An 18792-nucleotide genomic window follows, 5' to 3' on the forward strand; every position below is an offset into this window, starting at 1 on the left:
TTAGCCAGGCATTGCTACGCCAGGATTGCCCCCTCAAGCCACTGCTTTTTTATCAGACAAACCCTCGGCAGCTACCGTCAGGCGAGCAAGCCCAGCGACTTGGCCCGCGCCACCGCCTGGGTTCGCCGCTCCACGCCAAGCTTGCTGTTGATGTGGCTGGCGTGGGTCTTGACGGTGTGCAGCGAGATGAACAGGCGCTCGCTGATCTGCTGGTTGGAACAGCCTTGCGCGATCAGCTCGAGTACCGCCAGCTCACGCCCGCTCAGGGCTTCGTTGGTGCCGCTGCTGGGCGCCACCAGCTCGGGCAGGCGCGCCAGCAGGTCGGCTTGCACCTTGCAGGCCGGGCGCGCCAGCAGTTGCTCGCGTAACCATAGCGGGTGCTGCTCGATCAGCCGCTGGAATGGCTGCATCACCCCACCCTGAGCCGCCGACAGGGCCGCAGGCAGCAACTCCGTGGCCTGCGCTTCGCGCCCTTGCTCCAGTATCAATGCGATCCATTGGCACAGCGCGCTGAGGGTCAACATCATGCCGCCGCTGCCCTGCCCACGCTCGACCAGACCGCGCAGGCGCACCACAGCATCTTCACTGCGCCCCTGGATGCGGTCGAGCAATGCCTGCTGCAATTCGATGTGCAAGGGCAGCAATGGGTGGAACTCCGGCGCCGCGGCCGGGTGTTCGCCGCCATAGGTCTGGCCAAGGCGCAGCAACCAGGATTCGGCCAGGTCGGTACGGCCCTGGGCCAGCCACAGCTCACACTTCACCAGGGTAATCATGGCCAGGTAGAAGATCGGCGGCACATCCCAGATATGCATCAACCGCTCGGCCTCCGCCAGCTCGGCGAACGCCTCAGCGTAATGGCCTTCGCGGCCGTCGAGCGTGGCAATCACGCAATGGCCGATCAATACGCTGATATCACGGCAGGCACGCGCTTCACCCAGCCCTGCACGCAAACGCGCACGCCCTTGTGCAGGTTGCAGGCGCGTAACCAACAGGTAGCCCTCGTACAAGGTCAGCCGTGCACGTACCGCATACAGCCGCTGGGCCGATAGATCCTGCAAGCGCTGCAACCCTTGGCGCACTTCATCCAGGGCGCGCAGTGCTTCGCCGCGGGCATGCAGCACCCGCGCACGGTCGTAGTGGGCCAAGGCTTCGAACAACGGATTGCCGACCCGCTGGGCCAGTTCGAGCGCCTCGCGGTTCCACCCCCGCGCGCGCCAGAAATCGCCATCGGCAATGGCCAGGTTGGACAGTGTCGACAGGCACACCAGGCGCTGACCATAGCGCTTGCACGGCAGGCTCTGCAGCGCCTCGCCACAGTAGGCCAGGGTGCGTTCACGGTCGCCGCGGCCACGGGCGATTACCCCGCTCAAGGCTAGCCACTGCGCCAGCATGGACTTCTGCGCGGTGGCCGAAGGCGCTGGCAGGAAGCGGCTGAGGTAGCTTGCCAGCTCCTGCGCAGCATCCAGTTGACAGGCCAGGCCCAGCGCCCAGCTGTACAGCACGATCAACCGTGGCGTGCTGATCAGCAGGCTATCGGGCAGGTCCATTTTCCAGCGCAGCAACATGCCGACATTCTGCTCGGCCAGCAGTTGCTCTTCCGACAGGCTCTGCACCAGGTCGGCGGCGACATCCAGGTGGCCGGCGCGCAACGCCTGCTCCACCGCTTCGTCGAGCAGCCCCTGGGCCTGGAACCAGCGGCAGGCACGCAGGTGCAGGCGCGCTTGCGGCTCGCTGGACTGGCGGCTGCGCAACAGGTCGGAGAACAGGTGGTGGTATCGGTACCAGTGGCCATGCTCGTCCAGTGGCACCAGGAACACCTGGTGGGCCTGCAGGTAGCGCAGGATGGCAGCGCTGTCGTCGCGCTCGCGCAGGGCATCGCACAACGCCGCACAGAAGCGCTCCTGGCAGGCGGTGTCGAACAGGAAGGCCTGTACTTCGGCCGGCAGGATATCGATGACTTCTTCGAGCAGGTAATCGCGGATCAGCCCTTCGCCGCCATGCAAGGCGTGGGGCAAGGCATGTTCATCGCCGGACTCGCTGGCCGCCAGCTGCCAGAAACGGAGCCCGGCCACCCAGCCGTCACTGCGCTGGATCAGGTTATCCAAGGCCTGGCCACGCAGGCCGGTGGGCTGCCGGCCAATGACAGCCAGGGACTCGTCGGGCGTCAGGCGCAATTCCTGCTCATTGAGCTCGACCAGCTGCCGCGACAAACGCAGGCGCGCCAGGTGCCAGTCTGGCCGTTGGCGGCTGGTGACCAGCAGTACCAGGCCGCCCGGCAAGTGGTTGAGGAAAAACTGCAGGCAGCGATCGAGAACCGGGCCCTGCGCCAGGTGATAGTCGTCCAGCACCAGTAGCAGCGGCGTATCGGCTTGCAGGTACAACGCCAGTTCATCGAGCAGACCGTCGATCCATTCCTCGAAGGCGAAGGGCTGATGGCGCTGGCGCATCTTCAACAGGCCCATCGCCTGGCCGCCGAGGGCCGGGCAATATTGCTGCAGCCCCTCGAGCAGGCGCTCGAGGAAGCGGCCGGGGTCGGCATCGCGCTGGCTCAGGCCAAGCCAGAGGCTACGCCAGTGGCCAGGCAGCGCCTCGCAGAATTCGATGGCCAGGGAGCTTTTACCAAAGCCTGCCGGGGCATTGACCAGCAGCAAGCGCCCGCCAAGGCCGGCCTGCAGGCGCTGGCACAGGCGTGCGCGGTGCACGTGACCGTCCGGCAGCGGTGGCCGGAAGAAACGCCCGTCCAGCAGGCCCAGGGCCTGGCTGGCGAATCCATGCGTACGGGACAAATCTGTCATGACCGGCTCGTTCTGGTTGAAAAACTACGGCGGTACGGATTGTTGCGAGACTAGCGGGTAACGCGGCGCATTTGAAGATGATGGGCGCAAATCGTCCGGAAAAGACTACGACAAAAAGCGACAACCCTGGTGGACAGCAGCTGTAACGCGGGTTTGGCAGGGTATTCAGCAGCTTTATCGCAGCGCTGGAACAGAAACGCCCCGGCAAGCCGGGGCGTTCTGGGGATCACACGGAGGTGTGGACTAGCGGTTCAACGGATGCCCGACTGGCGCAGCGCAGCGGGCTGGAAGTCAGCCTTGCTGGCACTGAAGCCGAAGTCGTAGGATCTTTTCTCTTCGTTCTTCATCCCCAAAGCCAGGTAACGGCCCGATTGCAGGTCGTAGATGGTTTCCAGGGTGTACCACGGCACCTGCACGTTGTAGTAGTCCTGGGCATGCGCCTCAGACACGCGCCACAGCTGGTTACGGCCGTCATACTGGTCGATTACCGCTGCCTGCCAGGTATCCTCGTCGATGTAGAAATCACGCTTGGCGTAGATGTGACGCTGGCCAGGCTTGAGCGTGGCGACCACATGCCATACCCGGCGCAGCTCGTAACGGGCCAAGTCCTGGTTGATATGGCCGGCCTTGAGGATGTCGCTGTACTTGAGCTTCGGATCGTCGAGCTTGTAGGCGTTGGAGGCGATGTACATTTCCTTCTTGCCTTCAAGCTTCCAGTCGTAGCGGTCCGGCGCACCGTTGTACATGTCCAGGTTGTCCGAGGTGCGCAGGCCATCGGCGGCGGTGCCCGGCCCGTCATACGACACCTGCGGGGCCTGGCGCACGCGGCGCTGGCCGGCGTTGTAGATCCACGCCTTGCGCGGCTCCTTCACCTGGTCGAGTGTCTCGTGTACCAGCAGTACGGTCCCGGCCAGGCGGGCTGGCGCGGTCACTTCCTGCTTGAAGTAGAACAGGATGTTGCCCGGGTTGTTCGGGTCGTAGTCCTTCATCCGGTCACGGAAGACGAACTGGTCCTGGAAGTACACCAGGCTGTAGGAGCCGTTCTGCTGAGGAGTGGCCTGGGTTACCAGGCGCGTCACGCTGCCGCCACGGTAACGGGTAATGTGGTTCCAGATGACCTCGAGGCCGCTTTTGGGGATCGGGAACGGTACGGCGGTCTGGAAGTTGTTCAGCCCGTTGCCGCCCTCGACCAGCGTGGTCGCGGTGGCGTTCTTCTTGATGGCGGCAAACACTTCATCAGGCACGGTAGCGCCGCGGTGGGTCTTGTACACCGGGATCTTGAAGGTATCCGGGTAGCGCTTGAACATGGCCACCTGGCCCGGTGACAGCTTGTCCTTGTACTGCTCGACGTTCTGCGCGGTGATGGTGAACAGCGGCTTGTCGCTGCCATACGGGTCGGAGAGGAAGCCTTTGGCATCGACGCTGCCGGCGGTCTTCGACAGCGGCTGCCACGCGCTGATGGAGCCATCAGCGTTACCGGCCTTTTCCGCGCCCATCGGTGTGAGGGTGCTGCCCAGCTTTGCCGCTTCATCGGCGGAAACCGCAGCCATGACGCTGGTCGCCAGCAGGGACAGGCCCAGTACACCGGCTTGCAGCAGACTTCTGGTCTTGTTCATGTCGTGTCGTCCTGGATCTGATTGCTTAGAAGTTCACGCCGAAGCTGAGGGCGACGAAGTCGCGATCATCCACGGTGCTGTACTTGCCGTCGAAGAAGTTGGTGTACGACAGGCTCGCGGTGTAGGTGTTCTGGTACTCGGCGTCCAGGCCAAGGCTGACTGCCTTGCGGCCTTCCTCGAAGTTGCCGCCAGGGCCTGGCGAGTAGCCGGACACGTCATGCGACCAGGCCACGTTGGGCTTGAGGTTGACCCCGGCGAACACGTCGTTGTAGTCCCAGATGACCCGGGCGCGGTAACCCCAGGAAGTGCTGGTGGTGTAACCGTCGTTTTCGCACTTGCGGTTCAGGTTGGTGGTCGAAGCCCCGGCACCTGCGCCAGCGATGGTGCTGGTATTGAGCGCCTGGCAGGTATCGGCGCCGCCGGTGGCTGGCAGCGGGCCTGGGCCGAATACCGGGTCACGGCCGTAACGGGTTTCGTGCGCGTTCTCCAGGCCACCCACGTGGGTGACACCCACTTCACCCACTACGGTCATGCGGCTGGCACCCATCACCTGGTCGAAGAAGTGCGTCAGGGTGGTCTGGAACTGGGTAACTTCCTTGCGGCGGTAGCCGTGCAGGTCTTCCCCTGGGGTACCGGTGAGCAGCGAGGCGTTGCTCAGTGCGCCGCCAATCGGGCGTACGCCAGCGAACAGGATGTCGGTGGTGTTCAACTGCACCGGGGCATTGGGCCGGTAGCTGATTTCACCGCTCCACGCGGTGCCGGTGGGCAGCGTGGTGGAGAAGCTCAGGCCATACAGGCGAATGTCCTCGGGGTACTCGACGAAATACTTCGAGTTGCCCGCCACGATCAATGGCGCCAATGCACGCAACTGCGCTGGCAGCTGGCTCAGGCCGGCAAACACCGACGGCGAGGCGCCTGTGGCGCTGAAGATCGGCGCACGGCTGTGGTAGTTCATGAAGTAGGCGCCGAACTCGGTGTCGAGCGGTTCGAACATGTAGCGCATGGCCACCCCGAACTGGCCGCTGTCACGGGCGTCGCGGTCGGCGCCACGGGCCACCATCACACCTTCTTCGTTGATGTTCACGCCACGGGTCGCGAGGAACTGCTGGGCCGCTGCCGGCACTGTGCGGCTGCTGTTGAGCACGCGCAGGTTGTCGGTGCAGCCGTCGGCGATGATGTCGGGTTGCGAGAAGAAGGTGCCGCAGTTGTCGACGACAGTCTGGTCCCACTCGACCTGGTAGAAGGCTTCGGCCGACAGGTTGTCGGTCAGGCTCTGCGAGATGTAGAACATGTTGACCGGGATCAGGCCTTCCTTGATCTCGGCGCCAGGGCGGCGGAAGGCGGCGACGTCGATCGGGTTGATCGAGTTGATGCCACCACCGATGAAGGTGCTTTCGCCCCAGCTCACCACCTGCTTGCCGAAGCGCACCGAACCGGGCTGATCGCCGATCGAGTAGTTGTGGTACACGAACGCATCGAGCAACTGGGCGCCGGAAGACTTGGCGCCTTCCTTGCGGCCGGAGTCGCTGATGTCCTTGAACTCGCGGCTCTCATCCTTCAGTTCGAAGTCGTACCAGTACTTGCCTCGCACGAAGACGCCGGTGTCGCCGTACTTCAGTTCGAGGTCATGGATGCCCTTGAAGATTTTCGAGAAGGTTTCACCCTTCTTGAAGTTGAGGTGGCCATCGTCAGAGGTTTGCGACAGGCCCTTGCCGCCATTGTTGACCCCGATCAGGTTCTTGTTCGGGTTGGCGGTCGACCAGCTGGCGCCGACAGAGAGCGACGAGTCGAACTGACCTTCGATTTCCCCGATGTTGAAACTGACTGCGAAAGCAGGGCTTGCGAGCGTGGAAGCAAGGCTGACGGCCAAGGGCAGCTTGGCCCGACGCCAGAACGGGTTTGCAGATGTCATCGACGCTACTCCATGTACTTTTTTGTTATGGCAGTGAGTCCTTTCAAGAACGGCCCGAGCGACCGGTATGCAGGCTTTCGCCTGCAGCGACACGTGTTGCGCGTGTCGCCCTCCCCCATTCCTGAAAATCCCCTGGCCCCGACTATAGCCAGCAGACTTGGGTGCTTGATCCCTCTAAAGTGTGATTTGCACACTAGCCGCCAATTCGCCCCCGCGTGGTTGCGGGTTGCGCGCTGGCAAGGCAGAAGCATGGCGCATTTTTTTCGTTTGGCAAGGCGCGGGCCGCTCTGGCCTGCGGGTCATGTTCCGAGGTACATGACCCGCAGCGCGGTTACAGCGTGGAAAGGAACGCGCTGTTGCTGGCTTGCCACTGCACGATGTCCTGGCGGATACGCTTTTTGTCGAGTTTTCCTACGCTGGTCTTGGGAATTTCTGTAACAACGGCAATCTGGCTGGGAATCGCCCACTTGTTGATGTGGCCTTCCTCGACAAACGGCTTGAGGTGTTCCTTCAACGCCTTGGCATCGACAGCCTCCCCCTCGCGCACCACCAGCAGGGCAAACGGGCGCTCGCCCCACTGTGGGTCGGCGACCCCCACCACCGCCACTTCGCGCACGGCAGGGTGACGGCTGATCAAGTCCTCAAGATCGAGTGAAGAAATCCACTCGCCACCGGTCTTGATCACATCCTTGATGCGGTCGCGGATATCGATGTAACCCATGCCGTCGAGGGTGGCGACGTCACCGGTGTGCAACCAGCCACCCTGCCACAGCTCTTCGCTTTTTTCCGGCTCCTTGAAATAGCCCATGGTCAGCCAGGGCGCGCGCAGCACCAGCTCGCCCTGTGTCTCGCCGTCGGCCGGGAGGAAATTACCGTCGCCGTCGACGATCGCCGCTTCCACCAGTGGTACCGGCACCCCGGCCTTGATGCGGTAGGTAACGCGCTCGTCTTCGCTGCCGGCCTGCAACTCATCGTTAAGGTGTGCGGCGGAGATCAGCGGGCAGGTTTCGGACATGCCGTACGCCGCCGTCAGCTGAATGCCCCGCGCCAGCGCAGCCTGGTAAAGCGAGCGGTTCAGCGCGCTGCCGCCGATGATGATCTTCCAGCCGCCGAAGTCCTGGCCCTGTGAGCTTGGGCAGTTGAGCAGCATCTGCAGGATGGTCGGCACGCAGTGCGAGAAGGTGACCTTCTCTTCGCGCCACAGCTTGACCAGCATCTCTGGCTCGTAGCGCCCCGGGTACACCTGCTTCATGCCGAGCATGGTGGCCGCGTACGGGATGCCCCAGGCATGCACATGGAACATGGGCGTGATAGGCATGTACACGTCGTTGCTGCCGAGCAGGCGCACGCTGTCGATGCTGCCCGTCACCGAAGCCTCGGCAAGGGTGTGCAACACCAGTTGGCGATGGGTGAAGTAGACGCCCTTGGGGTTGCCGGTGGTGCCGGTGGTGTAGAAGGTCGTGGCGACCGAATTCTCGTCGAAGTCGGGGAAATCGTAGTGCGGGCTGGCCGCTGCAAGCAGTTGCTCGTACTCGCCGACCAGGTTCGGCAGCTCGGCGGTCTTGTCCGGGCCATCGGTCAGCAGCAAGGTCTTGTCGACCGTGGTCAGCTGCCCGGCAATGCCCTGGTACAGGCCGACGAAGTCACTGTTGACCAGCACGACGCGGTCATCGGCGTGGTTCATGGTGTAGAGGATCTGTTCCGGCGACAGGCGCACGTTGATGGTGTGCACCAACGCGCCGATCATCGGGATGGCGAACATGCATTCCAGGTAGCGGTGGCTGTCCCAATCCATCACTGCCACGGTGTCACCGGCCTTGACCCCGGCCTCGGTCAGCACGTTGGCCAGGCGGGCGATGCGCTCGTTGAGCTGTGGATAGGTCAGCCGCAACTGGTCGCGATAGACGATCTCGCGGGTCTTTTCATAGCGGCTGCCGGACATGAGCAGGCGTTTGATCAACAGCGGGTATTCATAGGCGCCCTCGGCGGGCTTGATGATGCGGGTCTGCAACATGGGTATCCCTTATCTGGAAAGCGGGCCGAACAAGTCTGTGATCTACTGTAGTTCGCCAATGTGACGGTCAAATCAGCCGAAGGAATGATTTGGCTGCGCAAGGTATGAGTGGCATTGTTCGGGTGACGGACCATCCCTGCCCTGCCAACGGAGCCCTACTGATGCCCAGCCCGCGTCGCGCCGTGTTTCTCGATCACCAATCCCTGGACCTTGGTGACCTGGACCTTTCCCCGCTGCAAAGCCAGTTCGATGAGTTCGAACTGTTCGACGCCACCCGCCCGGACCAGGTGGCCCAGCGCCTGCAGGGCGCCGTGGCGGTGGTCAGCAACAAGGTCATGCTCGACGCCGAGGCCCTGGCGGCCAACCCGCAGCTCAAGCTGATCCTGGTGGCCGCCACCGGCACCAACAACGTCGACCTGGCAGCGGCCCGCGCACAGGGCATCACAGTGTGCAACTGCCAGGGCTACGGCACGCCCTCGGTGGCCCAGCACACCATCGCCCTGCTGCTGGCGTTGGCCACGCGCCTGTGCGACTACAACCAGGCGGTGGCCGACGGCCAATGGGCCAAGGCCAGCCAGTTCTGCCTGCTGGACTTTCCCATCGTCGAACTGGAGGGCAAGACCCTCGGCCTGCTCGGCCATGGCGAACTGGGCGGCGCGGTGGCGCGGCTTGCCGAAGCCTTCGGCATGCGCGTGCTGAGCGGGCAGATCCCAGGGCGCCCGGCACGCGACGATCGCCTGCCGCTGGAAGACCTGCTGCCCCAGGTCGACGCCCTGACCCTGCACTGCCCGCTCAACGAGCACACCCGGCACATGATCGGCGCCCGTGAACTGGCGCTGCTGAAGCCGGGGGCACTGGTGGTCAACACCGCCCGTGGCGGCCTGATCGACGAACAAGCCTTGGCCGACACCTTGCGCAACGGCCACCTGGGCGGCGCTGCCACCGACGTGCTCAGCGTCGAACCGCCGGTCCACGGCAACCCGCTGCTGGCCGGGGATATCCCGCGCCTGATCGTCACCCCGCACAGCGCCTGGGGCGCCGTGGAGTCGCGCCAGCGCATCGTCGGTCAACTCAGCGAGAACGCTCAGGCCTTCTTCGCCGGCCAGCCACGCCGCGTGGTCAGCTGAGCACACAAGCCGGCTCTGCTACACTGCGCCACTTTTTTCAGGAGGCGCCGTCCATGGACCCGCGCAGTGAAGTATTGCTCCGCCAGGCGGACCTGGTCCAGGGTCCGCTGCTGCTCGCCGGCGCGCCGGCTGACGACCTGCTCGGCCAGTTGCCCAACGCCCATGGCTGGACCTGGCATGCCGGCGACCAGGCCATGCTCGACGGCCGTTTTGTCGGGCGTAGCCATTACGGCGTCGAAGTGCCGCCGGTAGCCTTTGAAACGGCGGTGTTGTTCCTGCCCAAGTCGCGCGAACTGGCGGCCTACCTGCTCAACGCGCTGGCCTCGCGCCTGGCCGGCCGCGCACTGTACCTGGTGGGCGAAAAACGCGGCGGCATCGAGGGTGCAGCGAAGCAGCTGCAAGCCTTCGGCAAGCCACGCAAGCTGGACAGCGCCCGGCACTGCCAGCTGTGGCAGGTCACCGTGGACAACGCGCCCGAAGCCAAGGCGCTGGAAAGCCTGGCCGAGCGCTTCGAGCTTGCACTGGACGACGGCCCGCTGCAGGTGGTCAGCCTGCCCGGCGTATTCAGCCATGGCCGCCTCGACAGGGGCACGGCGCTGCTGCTCAAGCACCTGGACAACTTGCCGGTGGGCCATGTGCTGGACTTCGGCTGCGGTGCCGGGGTGCTTGGCGCCACGGTCAAGCGCCGTTATCCACAGAGCCAGGTCACCCTGCTGGACGTGGACGCCTTCGCCGTGGCCGCCAGCCGTCTCACCCTGGCAGCCAACAACCTTGTAGGAGAAGTCATCAGTGGTGACGGGATTGATGCCGCGCCCGGCGACCTGAGCCTTATCCTGAGCAACCCGCCGTTCCACACCGGGGTGCACACGAACTATCAGGCATCGGAAAACCTGCTGAAAAAATCAGGGCAACATCTGCGAAAAGGCGGCGAAATGCGCTTGGTCGCCAACAGTTTCCTGCGCTATCAACCGCTGATAGAAGGCACGTTGGGCAACTGCCAGACCTGCGCCGAAGCCGACGGTTTTCGGATATACAGGGCAACACGCGGTTAAAAACAGGGCTTGCCGAAACCGTTTCGGCTAGGCAGAATCCGCTCCGTCCTAGGGGAGTAGTCTCCCGCAAGCGCCCTGCTTGCCCGGCACGCGTCAACATACTTGGCCCACAGGCCATGGCGCGTGCGACCCAGCTCTGATGAGCAAGATCCGCACAGACGGATCCAGGGTTTGACAAGACCTATGACACGCACACCTTACCCGGGGCGGGAAGGCTGTACGTGTCATAGCCGTGTCGACCCGCCCCCGTAGGAAACCTGATGCTGGAATCTTTGCTGGTCCCCACTGCGATCGTCGCCCTGGCCGAAATCGGCGACAAGACGCAATTGCTCGCACTCATCCTTGCCGCGCGCTTCCGCAAGCCCTGGCCGATCATCGCCGGTATCATCGCCGCCACCTTGGCCAACCATGCCGCCGCAGGTGCCGTGGGTGCCTGGGTCAGCGGGTTCTTCAGCGAAACCACGCTGCACTGGATCCTTGCCGCGAGCTTTACCGCCACGGCCCTGTGGACACTCGTGCCGGACAAAATGGATGACGACGAGAACCCTGCCCGCCGCTTCGGCCCGTTCCTTACCACGCTGATCGCGTTCTTCCTGGCCGAGATCGGTGACAAGACCCAGGTGGCCACGGTGATGCTGGCTGCCCAGTACCCGCACCTGATCATGGTCATCATCGGCACCACATTGGGCATGCTGATTGCCAACGTGCCAGTGGTGCTGGCGGGTAACTTTGCTGCAGAGAAGCTGCCGCTGACGCTGATTCGCCGGCTGGCGGCGACCGCGTTCGTCGTGCTGGCGATCGTCGCCGTCTACTCGGCGATGAAGACCAGTGGTTGGGTGGGGTAACGTTCGACGCTGGGGCTGCTGTGCAGCGCTATCGCGTCACAAGGCCGCGCCTACAGAACAGCGCGGACCTTGCAGGGGCGGCCCCTCGGCAGCTCGAATTACTTCTTGGCCGCTTCGTACAACGGCATCACTTTCGGAATCGCCGCCTGCAACGAAGCGATCCGGCTATCAGACGCCGGGTGAGTGCTCATGAACTCGGGCGGTGCGCCCTCCGAAGCCTTGCTCATCTTGTTCCACAAGGTGATCGCGGCATTCGGGTCGTAGCCGGCCCGTGCCGACAGCTCCAGGCCGATCAGGTCGGCTTCGTTCTCGTTGGCACGGCTGTTGGGCAGGGTCATGGCGTAGTTCACCACCTGGTCTGCCAGGGCGATGCTGTTCTGGCCAAGGCCAAACAACGCACCCGCGCCCTGCCGGGCCATTTCCACGCCATAGGCCTTGGACATGGCTTCACGGCTGTGCTCACGCAAGGCGTGGGCGATTTCGTGCCCGACCACCGCGGCGATCTCGGCATCGGTGAGCTTGAGCTGATCGATCAGGCCGGTGTAGACGATGATCTTGCCGCCCGGGCCGCAGTTGGCGTTGAGCTCATCGCTCTTGATCACGTTGACTTCCCACTGCCACTGCGCGGCATCAGGGCGGAACTTCGGCGCCTGGGCGATCAGCCGGTTGGCGATGGCCTGCACCCGTTTGGCATCGGCGCTGGACTTGTCCAGCACGCCTTTGGTCGAGGCTTCGCCAAGGGTCTGCTGGTACGACTGGGCGTACATCTGGTTGACCTCATCGGTCGAGAGCATGCTGAACATGTACTGCTTGCGCTCGACGCCTACAGCACCGCCGCTGGTGGTATTCACCGCCTGGCAGCCAGCCAGCAGGATGCCAGCACTCAACAGGCTGACGACAAAAGACTTACGCATGAAAACACTCCCTTTTTACATGCGCCGTATCCTAGGCCGAGTCGTCCACGGCTGCCATAGCCGCAGGTAAGATTTCTTCGCCTATGCGAGCCCTATCGCGGGCTTGCCCGCGAAGAGGCCGGTGAAGGCCACGATCAGGCCGGCGTCAGGCACTCCGGCGCATCCAGTTTGGGATCGTTGACGAAATTCGCCAACGCCCGCTCCCGCAGCGTGGCCGGCGGGCTGGCCAGCAGTTCATGCAAACGCGGCAGCGGTGTTTCAGGGTCCAGCCAGGCGGCCTGCCCCTCCTTGTCCAGAATCAACGGCCGCCGCTGGCTCATGGCCGCCTGGGTCACCACCGCGCAGCTCAACCACACCTGGTCCTGCACCGGGTAGGCCTCCCAGATCGCCGCGAAATACAGCGACGAGCCCTCACCGGGCGTCAGCCAGTACGGCCGTTTACGCACCGTCCCGCGCCATTCGTAAAAGCCGTTGGCCGGCATCAGGCAACGCCGCAGGCGCAGCGCTTCGCGAAACATGGGTTGCTCGGCCAGGGTTTCGGCACGGGCATGGGCTGGGGTGCGAGACAGGTCGGTGAGCCAGGCGGGGGTCAGCCCCCAGCGCGCCTTGGCCAGTTGCAACTGGCCGTCGACCTGGCGCTCGATCAGCACCGAAGCGGCGGGCGAGATATTCCATTGCGCCGGCTGGCCGGCAGGAAAACCTGGCAGGCTTGCCAGCTCCTGGGGCCAGCGAAACAGGGCGTAGCGTCCACACATGGGCGAATTCAGAACCTAGCAGATCAAGGTACCGGGATAACTCTCCGGTTCGTCGCCGGCAAGCGGCTGGGCACCATTGTACGCATCGATCAGTTGCCGTGCGTAACCGGCCTGCTCATCGGGCACCGCCAGGCCGAGCAAGCCTTGCACCGGTAGCTCGCCAACGGCGCCCATCAGGTCGCGGCCGACCAGGTGCACCTCGATCCCCTCGCTGGCCAACATGCCCACCAGCATTTCGGCCTCCAGCAGGTTTTCCGGTTCGTAGATTCGTCGCATCAGTCGTTCTCACCGTAGACATCGAGCATCCATTCGTCGCCGTGAACCTGCAGCACGAAGCGAATCGGCTTGCAGCACACCTGGCAATCCTCGATGTAGTCCTGATCGCCACCGGAAAGATCCACCGTGGTCTCGACTTCCTCGCCACAATAAGGGCAATCGTAGAACGCAGTTTCCAGCATCGCGGCCTCCGGGGTGACTTGTGCGTATAATTGCCGGTCTGTTTACAGGGCCTGCGTGTGTCCGAGCCGTTTTTCGGACCCCGTCCCTACCTATTACCCTAGCCGTTTCCAACAAGAGAGCATGATGGGCGAATTCGATGCCATCCGACCGTACGACGATGCTGAGGTCCCTGCCGTTCTGGCACGCCTGCTCAGCGACCCGGCATTCCTCGATATCCTCACCCACTTCCGCTTCCCGCGCGCCGCTGGCGCTTTCGGCTGGCTGCTCAAGCCGCTGATCGCCCGCCGCCTGCGCCAGGAGTTTGCTGGGGTCACCTGCGTTTCCACCTTGCAGGACAAGGTCGAATACTACGTCGACCAGACCATCGAGCGCGCCACGGACGGCGTCACCTACACCGGCGTCGAACAGCTCAAGTCCGGTACTGCCTATCTGTTCCTGGCCAACCACCGTGACATCGTCATGGACCCGGCCTTCGTCAATTACGCGGTGTACCACGCCGGCCTGCCGACACCGCGCATCGCGATCGGCGACAACCTGCTGCAAAAGCCGTTCGTCAGCGACATGATGCGCCTGAACAAGAGCTTTATCGTCCACCGTTCGCTGAGCGGCCGTCGCGAAAAGCTCGCGGCCTATCAGCTGCTCTCGGCCTACATCAATCACTCCATCCGCAACGACAGCGCCTCGATCTGGATCGCCCAGGCCGAAGGCCGCGCCAAGGATGGTGACGACCGCACCGACTCGGCCATCCTCAAGATGTTCCACATGAGCCGCAAGGACGAGCCGTTCGGCGCAGTGATCCAGAGCCTGAACCTGACACCGGTGTCGATCAGCTACGAGTACGACCCCTGCGACCAGGCCAAGGCGCGCGAGCTGTATATCCGCGCCACCACCGGCACTTACCAGAAGGCGCCGGGCGAGGACGACAACAGCATTGCCAAGGGCATCACCGGCTACAAGGGCCGTGTGCACATCAACTTCGCGCCGCCGGTGACCGAGTTCTACGAGGATACCAAGCAGCTGGCGCAGGAAATCGACCGGCAGATCCTCGGTGGCTACCGGCTGTTCCCGGTGCACTACCTGGCCTATGCGATGTGGGGCGAGAAGGACGAGGCACTGCAGGTGCCGAGCGCCGAACAGGTGTTCCCGGCCGAAGAGCTGGCCAAGGCCAAGGAAGAGTGGCAGCGCCGCCTGGACGCGTGCCCACAAGAGCAGCGGCCGTATCTGGTCTTGCAGTACGCAACGCCAGTGCGCAACCAGTATCAGGTCAAGCTGCAGGCGCCGGTTGCCTGACCGTGGGGCTGCTGTGCAGCCCTTTCGCCGGCAAGCCGGCTCCCACAATGCCCGCGCTATCCTTGAGCGCGCCGCTGTACCTGTGGGGCCGGCTTGCCGGCCAATGGCCGCAAAGCGGCCCGGAAGCATCAGACCCAGGTACTGAACCAGGACAGCAGCAAGGCCATGGCCAGGCAGGAAAAACCGAGGATGTAGTAGTAGCGCGGCACGCGCTGGTCGAATGCATCCACCACCCCTTCATCCATCGCCAGGCTCTCCCGACTGATGGCCTCGCGGCGCCGTGCATTCTGTAGCAGCAGCCCGCCAGGGCAGGTCATCAGCAGCGCCAGCAGGTTGATCAGCTTGGTCGGGTGGGCGGCCAGAAACCCCCAGAACACTTGCAAGGACATTACACAACCTCGGTTTGAACGACGGCGAAGGCCGGCATTCTACCGAAGCGCAACCTTGGCGCCCGGGTTTGGCGACAAAGTGTCACTTAATTTCATCTGTCACATGCTCGTCATCAGAACAGGCCACCCTGTCGGCCTTTTCCCGATCCGGAGCGCGTTCATGCTGCATGCCGAAAACCAGGACCGCCTCTATTTCGTTGCCCAGAGCGATGAGCAGCAGGCGCTGATCGATGGTTTTGCCATCAACGTCCAGGACCGTCAGTGGCTGGTTTACTGCGCGCTGGGGGGGTATGTGCATGAACACCTGCCAGAGGTGGACATGCTGACTGGCGTCAGCCTGCTGGATTTCCATATCGAAGCAGCGTAAGACCGCACAGGCCATAAAAAACCCGCTACCTGGTAACAGGCAGCGGGTTTCTTCTGACCCGGCGAGAGGCTTATTCGCCCAGCACTTGCCCGATGGTCGGGTCCTTGAACAGGCGGGTCAACGCATCGCTGAGTACGTCACCCACCAGTTTGGTGTTGGTTTCCTGGTTCGGCGCCATGCCGAAGCGTTGGTCCAGGGAGGCGCCGTAACGGCCGCTGTAACGGCGGTTGGCGTTCGACACATCGGCACGGAAGGTGGCGCCGATGGTGGCTTCGGTCACGTACATGTTGTCTTTCGGCGACTGGTACTTGAGCTCTGCCAGGGTCACGGTCAACTGTGGCGCATTGTAGGCATTGGGCGTAGGCGTGAAGCCCAGCAGGCGCACGGCGGCCTCGGCCTGGGCCTGCAGCTTGGGCACGACGTCATTGCCATTGACGCTGATGGTGCTGGTCTCGGGGTACATGCCACCGCGCGTACCGAGGGACTGCGAAGCCCGACCGTCGACGACCTTCACCACCACCGGCTGGCCATGGCCGACCGCAGCGAGCTGGGCGTTGAGCTTGGGTTGCGGGCTGAGTTGTTGCGGGCTGTGGGCACAACCGACCAGGCTGAGGCTGGCCACGGCCAGCACACCGAACAACAGACGTTGCAACATGCGCGTTTCTCCAGAAAATGCGGCAAAGGCCCACAGTATACCTAGCGGCAAGCTACTAGCGGCAAGCTACAAGTAAAAGCGGATCGCGCTGGGCCGGCTTTTATCTTGCCGCTTGCAGCTTGCAGCTTGGCCGCTGTTGTCATAATCGTTTCATGGCCGCACCGTTAAGCTTGGCACAAGCCCAAACGCACAGGACTGACGATCATGGCCTCGCTCTGGACCCTGCTCTTCCAACGCCCGCGCCACACCACCTATGCCCGCCTCGACAGCGACGGCAACTGCCTGGCCTTCAAGCAATGCCGCCAGCCGCCAAGCGGCAGCAACTGGGTCCAGGTCGAGGAAATACAGCTCACCTGGCTGGGCCGCCCACTGCCCGCCAGCGCCCGGGTTTGCGCTGACGCAAGCCGCCATTGGCAGCGACGCACCCTGCCAGCCTGACAAACGCTGCAATAAAAAGCACGAATAACGACCTTTCTGCCCGCGACATCGTTATAATCTCCCCCCGATTATAAGGACGTCTCCTGATCGGGCCCCGCACTCGCCGTTTGACCCCGGCACCTTCACCGCTTCGCCCACAGAGAGCCTTCCACTCAGGTCTTGCATCGGCTGTCGTGCCTGCTTTTCCGGCCCTTCGCACTGCATGAACCTGTGGGTTGCCATCGCGCAGTCCCCTTTTGAGGTTCACGTCTCCAAAAGAGCGTGAAAAAACGGTTTTTCACAACTTCACGAGAGTGTGGCGAGCAAATGAACAGTCTGGCATGTGCAAAAGCAGCTGATGTGTCCCTTACAGCCCTGAACAGGCGGCTGAAGCGCTCATTTCACATGGGCATCTGAGGTCGCTCCATAGCGCACGCATGACACCTTGACCATAAGTCGAATTGCCGCACCTGTGGCAAACGGCGTTCAATAGCTGAACCCGAAGACTGATTGGCGGTGTCCGCGGAAGTTGCAAGAACTGCGAAGAGTCGGACATGGCGATCCCGGCACCCTGGGGTCCTGTGCTGTCAATTAGGTAGCTGTAGATTGTGGAGACGCGTTAAATGGCGCAGAACGAATCGGTTGATGTAGTACTGGTAGGCGCGGGCATCATGAGTGCCACCCTGGCCGTACTGCTCAAGGAGCTCGACCCGACCCTGAAGCTTGAGGTCGTCGAGGCGATGGACTCCGGGGCCGCGGAAAGCTCCAACCCCTGGAACAACGCAGGCACCGGCCACGCTGGCCTGTGCGAGCTGAACTACACGCCGCAGGCCGCCGATGGCAGCATCGACATCAAGAAGGCCGTGCACATCAACACCCAGTTCGAGGTCTCGCGCCAGTTCTGGGCTTACCTGAGCAAGAAGGGCAATTTCGGCTCGGCCCGTGCCTTCATCAACCCTGTCCCGCACCTGAGCTATGTCGAAGGTGACAAGGGTGTGGCTTTCCTCAAGAAGCGTTTCGAGCTGCTCAAGCAGCACCATGCCTTCGCCGAGATGGAATACACCGAAGACAAGGCCGTGATGAATGACTGGATGCCGCTGATGATGCCCGGCCGCCCGGCCGACCAGCACATCGCCGCCACCCGCGTGACGAAAGGCACCGACGTCAATTTCGGGGCCTTGACCAACAAGCTGCTCAAGCTGCTGGGTGATTCGCCGGACGCACAGGTCAAGTACAGCAAGAAGGTCGTTGGCCTGCGCCGTAACGGCACTGGCTGGACCGTCAGCATCAAGGATGTCAACAGCGGCGGCAGCCGTGAAGTCGATGCCCGCTTCGTGTTCCTCGGCGCCGGTGGCGCGGCCCTGCCGCTGCTGCAAGCTTCCGGCATCCCGGAGAGCAAAGGCTTCGGCGGTTTCCCGGTCAGCGGCCAGTGGCTGCGTTGCGACAACCCGGAAATCGTCAAACAGCACCAGGCCAAGGTCTACAGCCAGGCCGCGGTCGGTGCACCGCCGATGTCGGTACCGCACCTGGATACCCGTGTGGTGGACGGCAAGACTTCGCTGCTGTTCGGCCCGTACGCCGGTTTCACCACCAAGTTCCTCAAGCACGGTTCGTTGATGGACTTGCCGCTGTCGGTGCGCATGGGCAACATCGGCCCGATGCTGGCCGTGGCCCGCGACAACATGGACCTGACCAAGTACCTGGTCAGCGAAGTGATGCAGTCGATGGAACAGCGTCTCGAATCTCTGCGCCGCTTCTACCCGCAGGCCAAGGCCGAAGACTGGCGCCTGGAAGTTGCAGGCCAGCGCGTGCAGATCATCAAGAAAGACCCGAAAAAAGGCGGCATCCTGCAGTTCGGTACCGAGCTGGTTTCGGCCCAGGACGGCAGCCTGGCGGCGCTGCTCGGCGCCTCCCCAGGTGCGTCGGTGACTGTCTCGATCATGCTCGAGCTGATCGAACGCTGCTTCCCCGAGCAGGCCAAAGGTGCCTGGGCTGCCAAGCTCAAGGAAATCTTCCCGGCTCGCGAGAAGACCCTGGCCACCGATGCGGCCCTGTACCACAAGATCAGCGCCGACAACGATGCAGCGCTGGACCTGGTGGAAGACAGCCCGGCCAAGCATTACGCCTGAACCAGCTGAAACGGAAAAACGCCCCTAGGGGCGTTTTTTTGTGCCTGCAGATTCTA

The 18792-nt window shown here is 63.2% G+C and carries 17 protein-coding genes and 1 riboswitch; of the genes, 7 read left to right on the forward strand and 10 right to left on the reverse strand.

Annotated elements, in window-relative coordinates; translation table 11 throughout:
- Positions 1-77 precede the first annotated feature (77 nt).
- The 4 genes from ACNQPL_RS03370 to ACNQPL_RS03385 form a co-directional block, all read right to left on the reverse strand.
- A complete protein-coding gene (locus ACNQPL_RS03370; RefSeq protein WP_416465893.1) occupies positions 78-2795 on the reverse strand; it encodes a LuxR C-terminal-related transcriptional regulator in 2718 nt (905 codons plus the stop codon).
- Positions 2796-3046: 251 nt separating this feature from the next.
- Positions 3047-4411 carry a DUF1329 domain-containing protein gene (locus tag ACNQPL_RS03375; RefSeq protein ID WP_346614923.1) on the reverse strand — a complete coding sequence of 455 codons (1365 nt, stop codon included), beginning with the start codon at positions 4409-4411 and terminating at the stop codon, positions 3047-3049.
- A 25-nt stretch (positions 4412-4436) separates the two neighbouring features.
- Complete coding sequence (locus tag ACNQPL_RS03380) at positions 4437-6323, reverse strand: DUF1302 domain-containing protein (RefSeq protein ID WP_346614922.1); 1887 nt, start codon at positions 6321-6323, stop codon at positions 4437-4439.
- Between the two features lie 331 nt (positions 6324-6654).
- Positions 6655-8337, reverse strand: coding sequence for a fatty acid--CoA ligase (locus ACNQPL_RS03385; RefSeq protein WP_416465895.1), 1683 nt, complete (start codon positions 8335-8337; stop codon positions 6655-6657).
- A 161-nt stretch (positions 8338-8498) separates the two neighbouring features.
- Between ACNQPL_RS03385 and ACNQPL_RS03390 the strand changes: the two genes are divergently transcribed.
- The 3 genes from ACNQPL_RS03390 (at position 8499) to ACNQPL_RS03400 (ending at position 11361) form a co-directional block, all read left to right on the forward strand.
- Positions 8499-9464, forward strand: a complete 966-nt coding sequence (locus tag ACNQPL_RS03390; RefSeq protein WP_346614920.1) for a 2-hydroxyacid dehydrogenase — start codon at positions 8499-8501, stop codon at positions 9462-9464.
- Positions 9465-9517: 53 nt separating this feature from the next.
- On the forward strand, positions 9518-10516 hold the full coding sequence (locus ACNQPL_RS03395) for a methyltransferase (RefSeq protein WP_416465897.1): 999 nt from the start codon (positions 9518-9520) through the stop codon (positions 10514-10516).
- Between the two features lie 39 nt (positions 10517-10555).
- A riboswitch (yybP-ykoY riboswitch) is annotated at positions 10556-10688 on the forward strand.
- A gap of 91 nt (positions 10689-10779) precedes the next feature.
- A complete protein-coding gene (locus ACNQPL_RS03400) occupies positions 10780-11361 on the forward strand; it encodes a TMEM165/GDT1 family protein (RefSeq protein ID WP_346614966.1) in 582 nt (193 codons plus the stop codon).
- Between the two features lie 98 nt (positions 11362-11459).
- Here the strand turns inward: ACNQPL_RS03400 and ACNQPL_RS03405 are convergent, their stop codons facing one another.
- The 4 genes from ACNQPL_RS03405 to ACNQPL_RS03420 form a co-directional block, all read right to left on the reverse strand.
- Positions 11460-12275, reverse strand: a complete 816-nt coding sequence (locus ACNQPL_RS03405; protein ID WP_346614918.1) for a M48 family metallopeptidase — start codon at positions 12273-12275, stop codon at positions 11460-11462.
- A gap of 134 nt (positions 12276-12409) precedes the next feature.
- Complete coding sequence (locus ACNQPL_RS03410; RefSeq protein WP_416465899.1) at positions 12410-13030, reverse strand: SOS response-associated peptidase; 621 nt, start codon at positions 13028-13030, stop codon at positions 12410-12412.
- 15 nt (positions 13031-13045) lie between these two features.
- On the reverse strand, positions 13046-13306 hold the full coding sequence (locus ACNQPL_RS03415; RefSeq protein WP_416465901.1) for a DUF2007 domain-containing protein: 261 nt from the start codon (positions 13304-13306) through the stop codon (positions 13046-13048).
- Positions 13306-13488, reverse strand: a complete 183-nt coding sequence (locus tag ACNQPL_RS03420; RefSeq protein ID WP_416465903.1) for a CPXCG motif-containing cysteine-rich protein — start codon at positions 13486-13488, stop codon at positions 13306-13308. The genes ACNQPL_RS03415 and ACNQPL_RS03420 overlap by 1 nt, the downstream gene beginning before the upstream one ends.
- Before the next feature lie 121 nt (positions 13489-13609).
- Between ACNQPL_RS03420 and ACNQPL_RS03425 the strand changes: the two genes are divergently transcribed.
- Positions 13610-14779 (forward strand): 1-acyl-sn-glycerol-3-phosphate acyltransferase, encoded by a 1170-nt coding sequence (locus ACNQPL_RS03425; RefSeq protein ID WP_346614914.1) that lies wholly within the window; start codon positions 13610-13612, stop codon positions 14777-14779.
- Positions 14780-14907: 128 nt separating this feature from the next.
- On the opposite strand, the gene ACNQPL_RS03430 is transcribed toward ACNQPL_RS03425, so the two are convergent.
- Complete coding sequence (locus tag ACNQPL_RS03430; protein ID WP_346614913.1) at positions 14908-15168, reverse strand: hypothetical protein; 261 nt, start codon at positions 15166-15168, stop codon at positions 14908-14910.
- A gap of 160 nt (positions 15169-15328) precedes the next feature.
- Here ACNQPL_RS03430 and ACNQPL_RS03435 point away from each other — a divergent pair, with 160 nt between their 5' ends.
- Positions 15329-15535 carry a hypothetical protein gene (locus ACNQPL_RS03435; RefSeq protein WP_416465905.1) on the forward strand — a complete coding sequence of 69 codons (207 nt, stop codon included), beginning with the start codon at positions 15329-15331 and terminating at the stop codon, positions 15533-15535.
- Between the two features lie 70 nt (positions 15536-15605).
- On the opposite strand, the gene ACNQPL_RS03440 is transcribed toward ACNQPL_RS03435, so the two are convergent.
- Positions 15606-16190, reverse strand: coding sequence for a YajG family lipoprotein (locus tag ACNQPL_RS03440; RefSeq protein WP_346614911.1), 585 nt, complete (start codon positions 16188-16190; stop codon positions 15606-15608).
- Positions 16191-16394: 204 nt separating this feature from the next.
- Here ACNQPL_RS03440 and ACNQPL_RS03445 point away from each other — a divergent pair, with 204 nt between their 5' ends.
- Positions 16395-16628, forward strand: a complete 234-nt coding sequence (locus ACNQPL_RS03445) for a hypothetical protein (RefSeq protein ID WP_416465908.1) — start codon at positions 16395-16397, stop codon at positions 16626-16628.
- A gap of 602 nt (positions 16629-17230) precedes the next feature.
- A complete protein-coding gene (gene mqo, locus ACNQPL_RS03450) occupies positions 17231-18736 on the forward strand; it encodes a malate dehydrogenase (quinone) (RefSeq protein ID WP_346614909.1) in 1506 nt (501 codons plus the stop codon).
- Positions 18737-18792: the final 56 nt, after the last annotated feature.

Source organism: Pseudomonas sp. LFS044, assembly GCF_047978245.1.
GTDB lineage: Bacteria > Pseudomonadota > Gammaproteobacteria > Pseudomonadales > Pseudomonadaceae > Aquipseudomonas.

Coding starts and splice junctions, on each gene's coding strand:
- ACNQPL_RS03370 (WP_416465893.1), bottom strand. CDS start 2,795: ATGACAGATTTGTCCCGTACGCATGGATTCGCCAGCCAGGCCCTGGGC.
- ACNQPL_RS03375 (WP_346614923.1), bottom strand. CDS start 4,411: ATGAACAAGACCAGAAGTCTGCTGCAAGCCGGTGTACTGGGCCTGTCC.
- ACNQPL_RS03380 (WP_346614922.1), bottom strand. CDS start 6,323: ATGACATCTGCAAACCCGTTCTGGCGTCGGGCCAAGCTGCCCTTGGCC.
- ACNQPL_RS03385 (WP_416465895.1), bottom strand. CDS start 8,337: ATGTTGCAGACCCGCATCATCAAGCCCGCCGAGGGCGCCTATGAATAC.
- ACNQPL_RS03390 (WP_346614920.1), top strand. CDS start 8,499: ATGCCCAGCCCGCGTCGCGCCGTGTTTCTCGATCACCAATCCCTGGAC.
- ACNQPL_RS03395 (WP_416465897.1), top strand. CDS start 9,518: ATGGACCCGCGCAGTGAAGTATTGCTCCGCCAGGCGGACCTGGTCCAG.
- ACNQPL_RS03405 (WP_346614918.1), bottom strand. CDS start 12,275: ATGCGTAAGTCTTTTGTCGTCAGCCTGTTGAGTGCTGGCATCCTGCTG.
- ACNQPL_RS03410 (WP_416465899.1), bottom strand. CDS start 13,030: ATGTGTGGACGCTACGCCCTGTTTCGCTGGCCCCAGGAGCTGGCAAGC.
- ACNQPL_RS03415 (WP_416465901.1), bottom strand. CDS start 13,306: ATGCGACGAATCTACGAACCGGAAAACCTGCTGGAGGCCGAAATGCTG.
- ACNQPL_RS03420 (WP_416465903.1), bottom strand. CDS start 13,488: ATGCTGGAAACTGCGTTCTACGATTGCCCTTATTGTGGCGAGGAAGTC.
- ACNQPL_RS03425 (WP_346614914.1), top strand. CDS start 13,610: ATGATGGGCGAATTCGATGCCATCCGACCGTACGACGATGCTGAGGTC.
- ACNQPL_RS03430 (WP_346614913.1), bottom strand. CDS start 15,168: ATGTCCTTGCAAGTGTTCTGGGGGTTTCTGGCCGCCCACCCGACCAAG.
- ACNQPL_RS03435 (WP_416465905.1), top strand. CDS start 15,329: ATGCTGCATGCCGAAAACCAGGACCGCCTCTATTTCGTTGCCCAGAGC.
- ACNQPL_RS03440 (WP_346614911.1), bottom strand. CDS start 16,190: ATGTTGCAACGTCTGTTGTTCGGTGTGCTGGCCGTGGCCAGCCTCAGC.
- ACNQPL_RS03445 (WP_416465908.1), top strand. CDS start 16,395: ATGGCCTCGCTCTGGACCCTGCTCTTCCAACGCCCGCGCCACACCACC.
- mqo (WP_346614909.1), top strand. CDS start 17,231: ATGGCGCAGAACGAATCGGTTGATGTAGTACTGGTAGGCGCGGGCATC.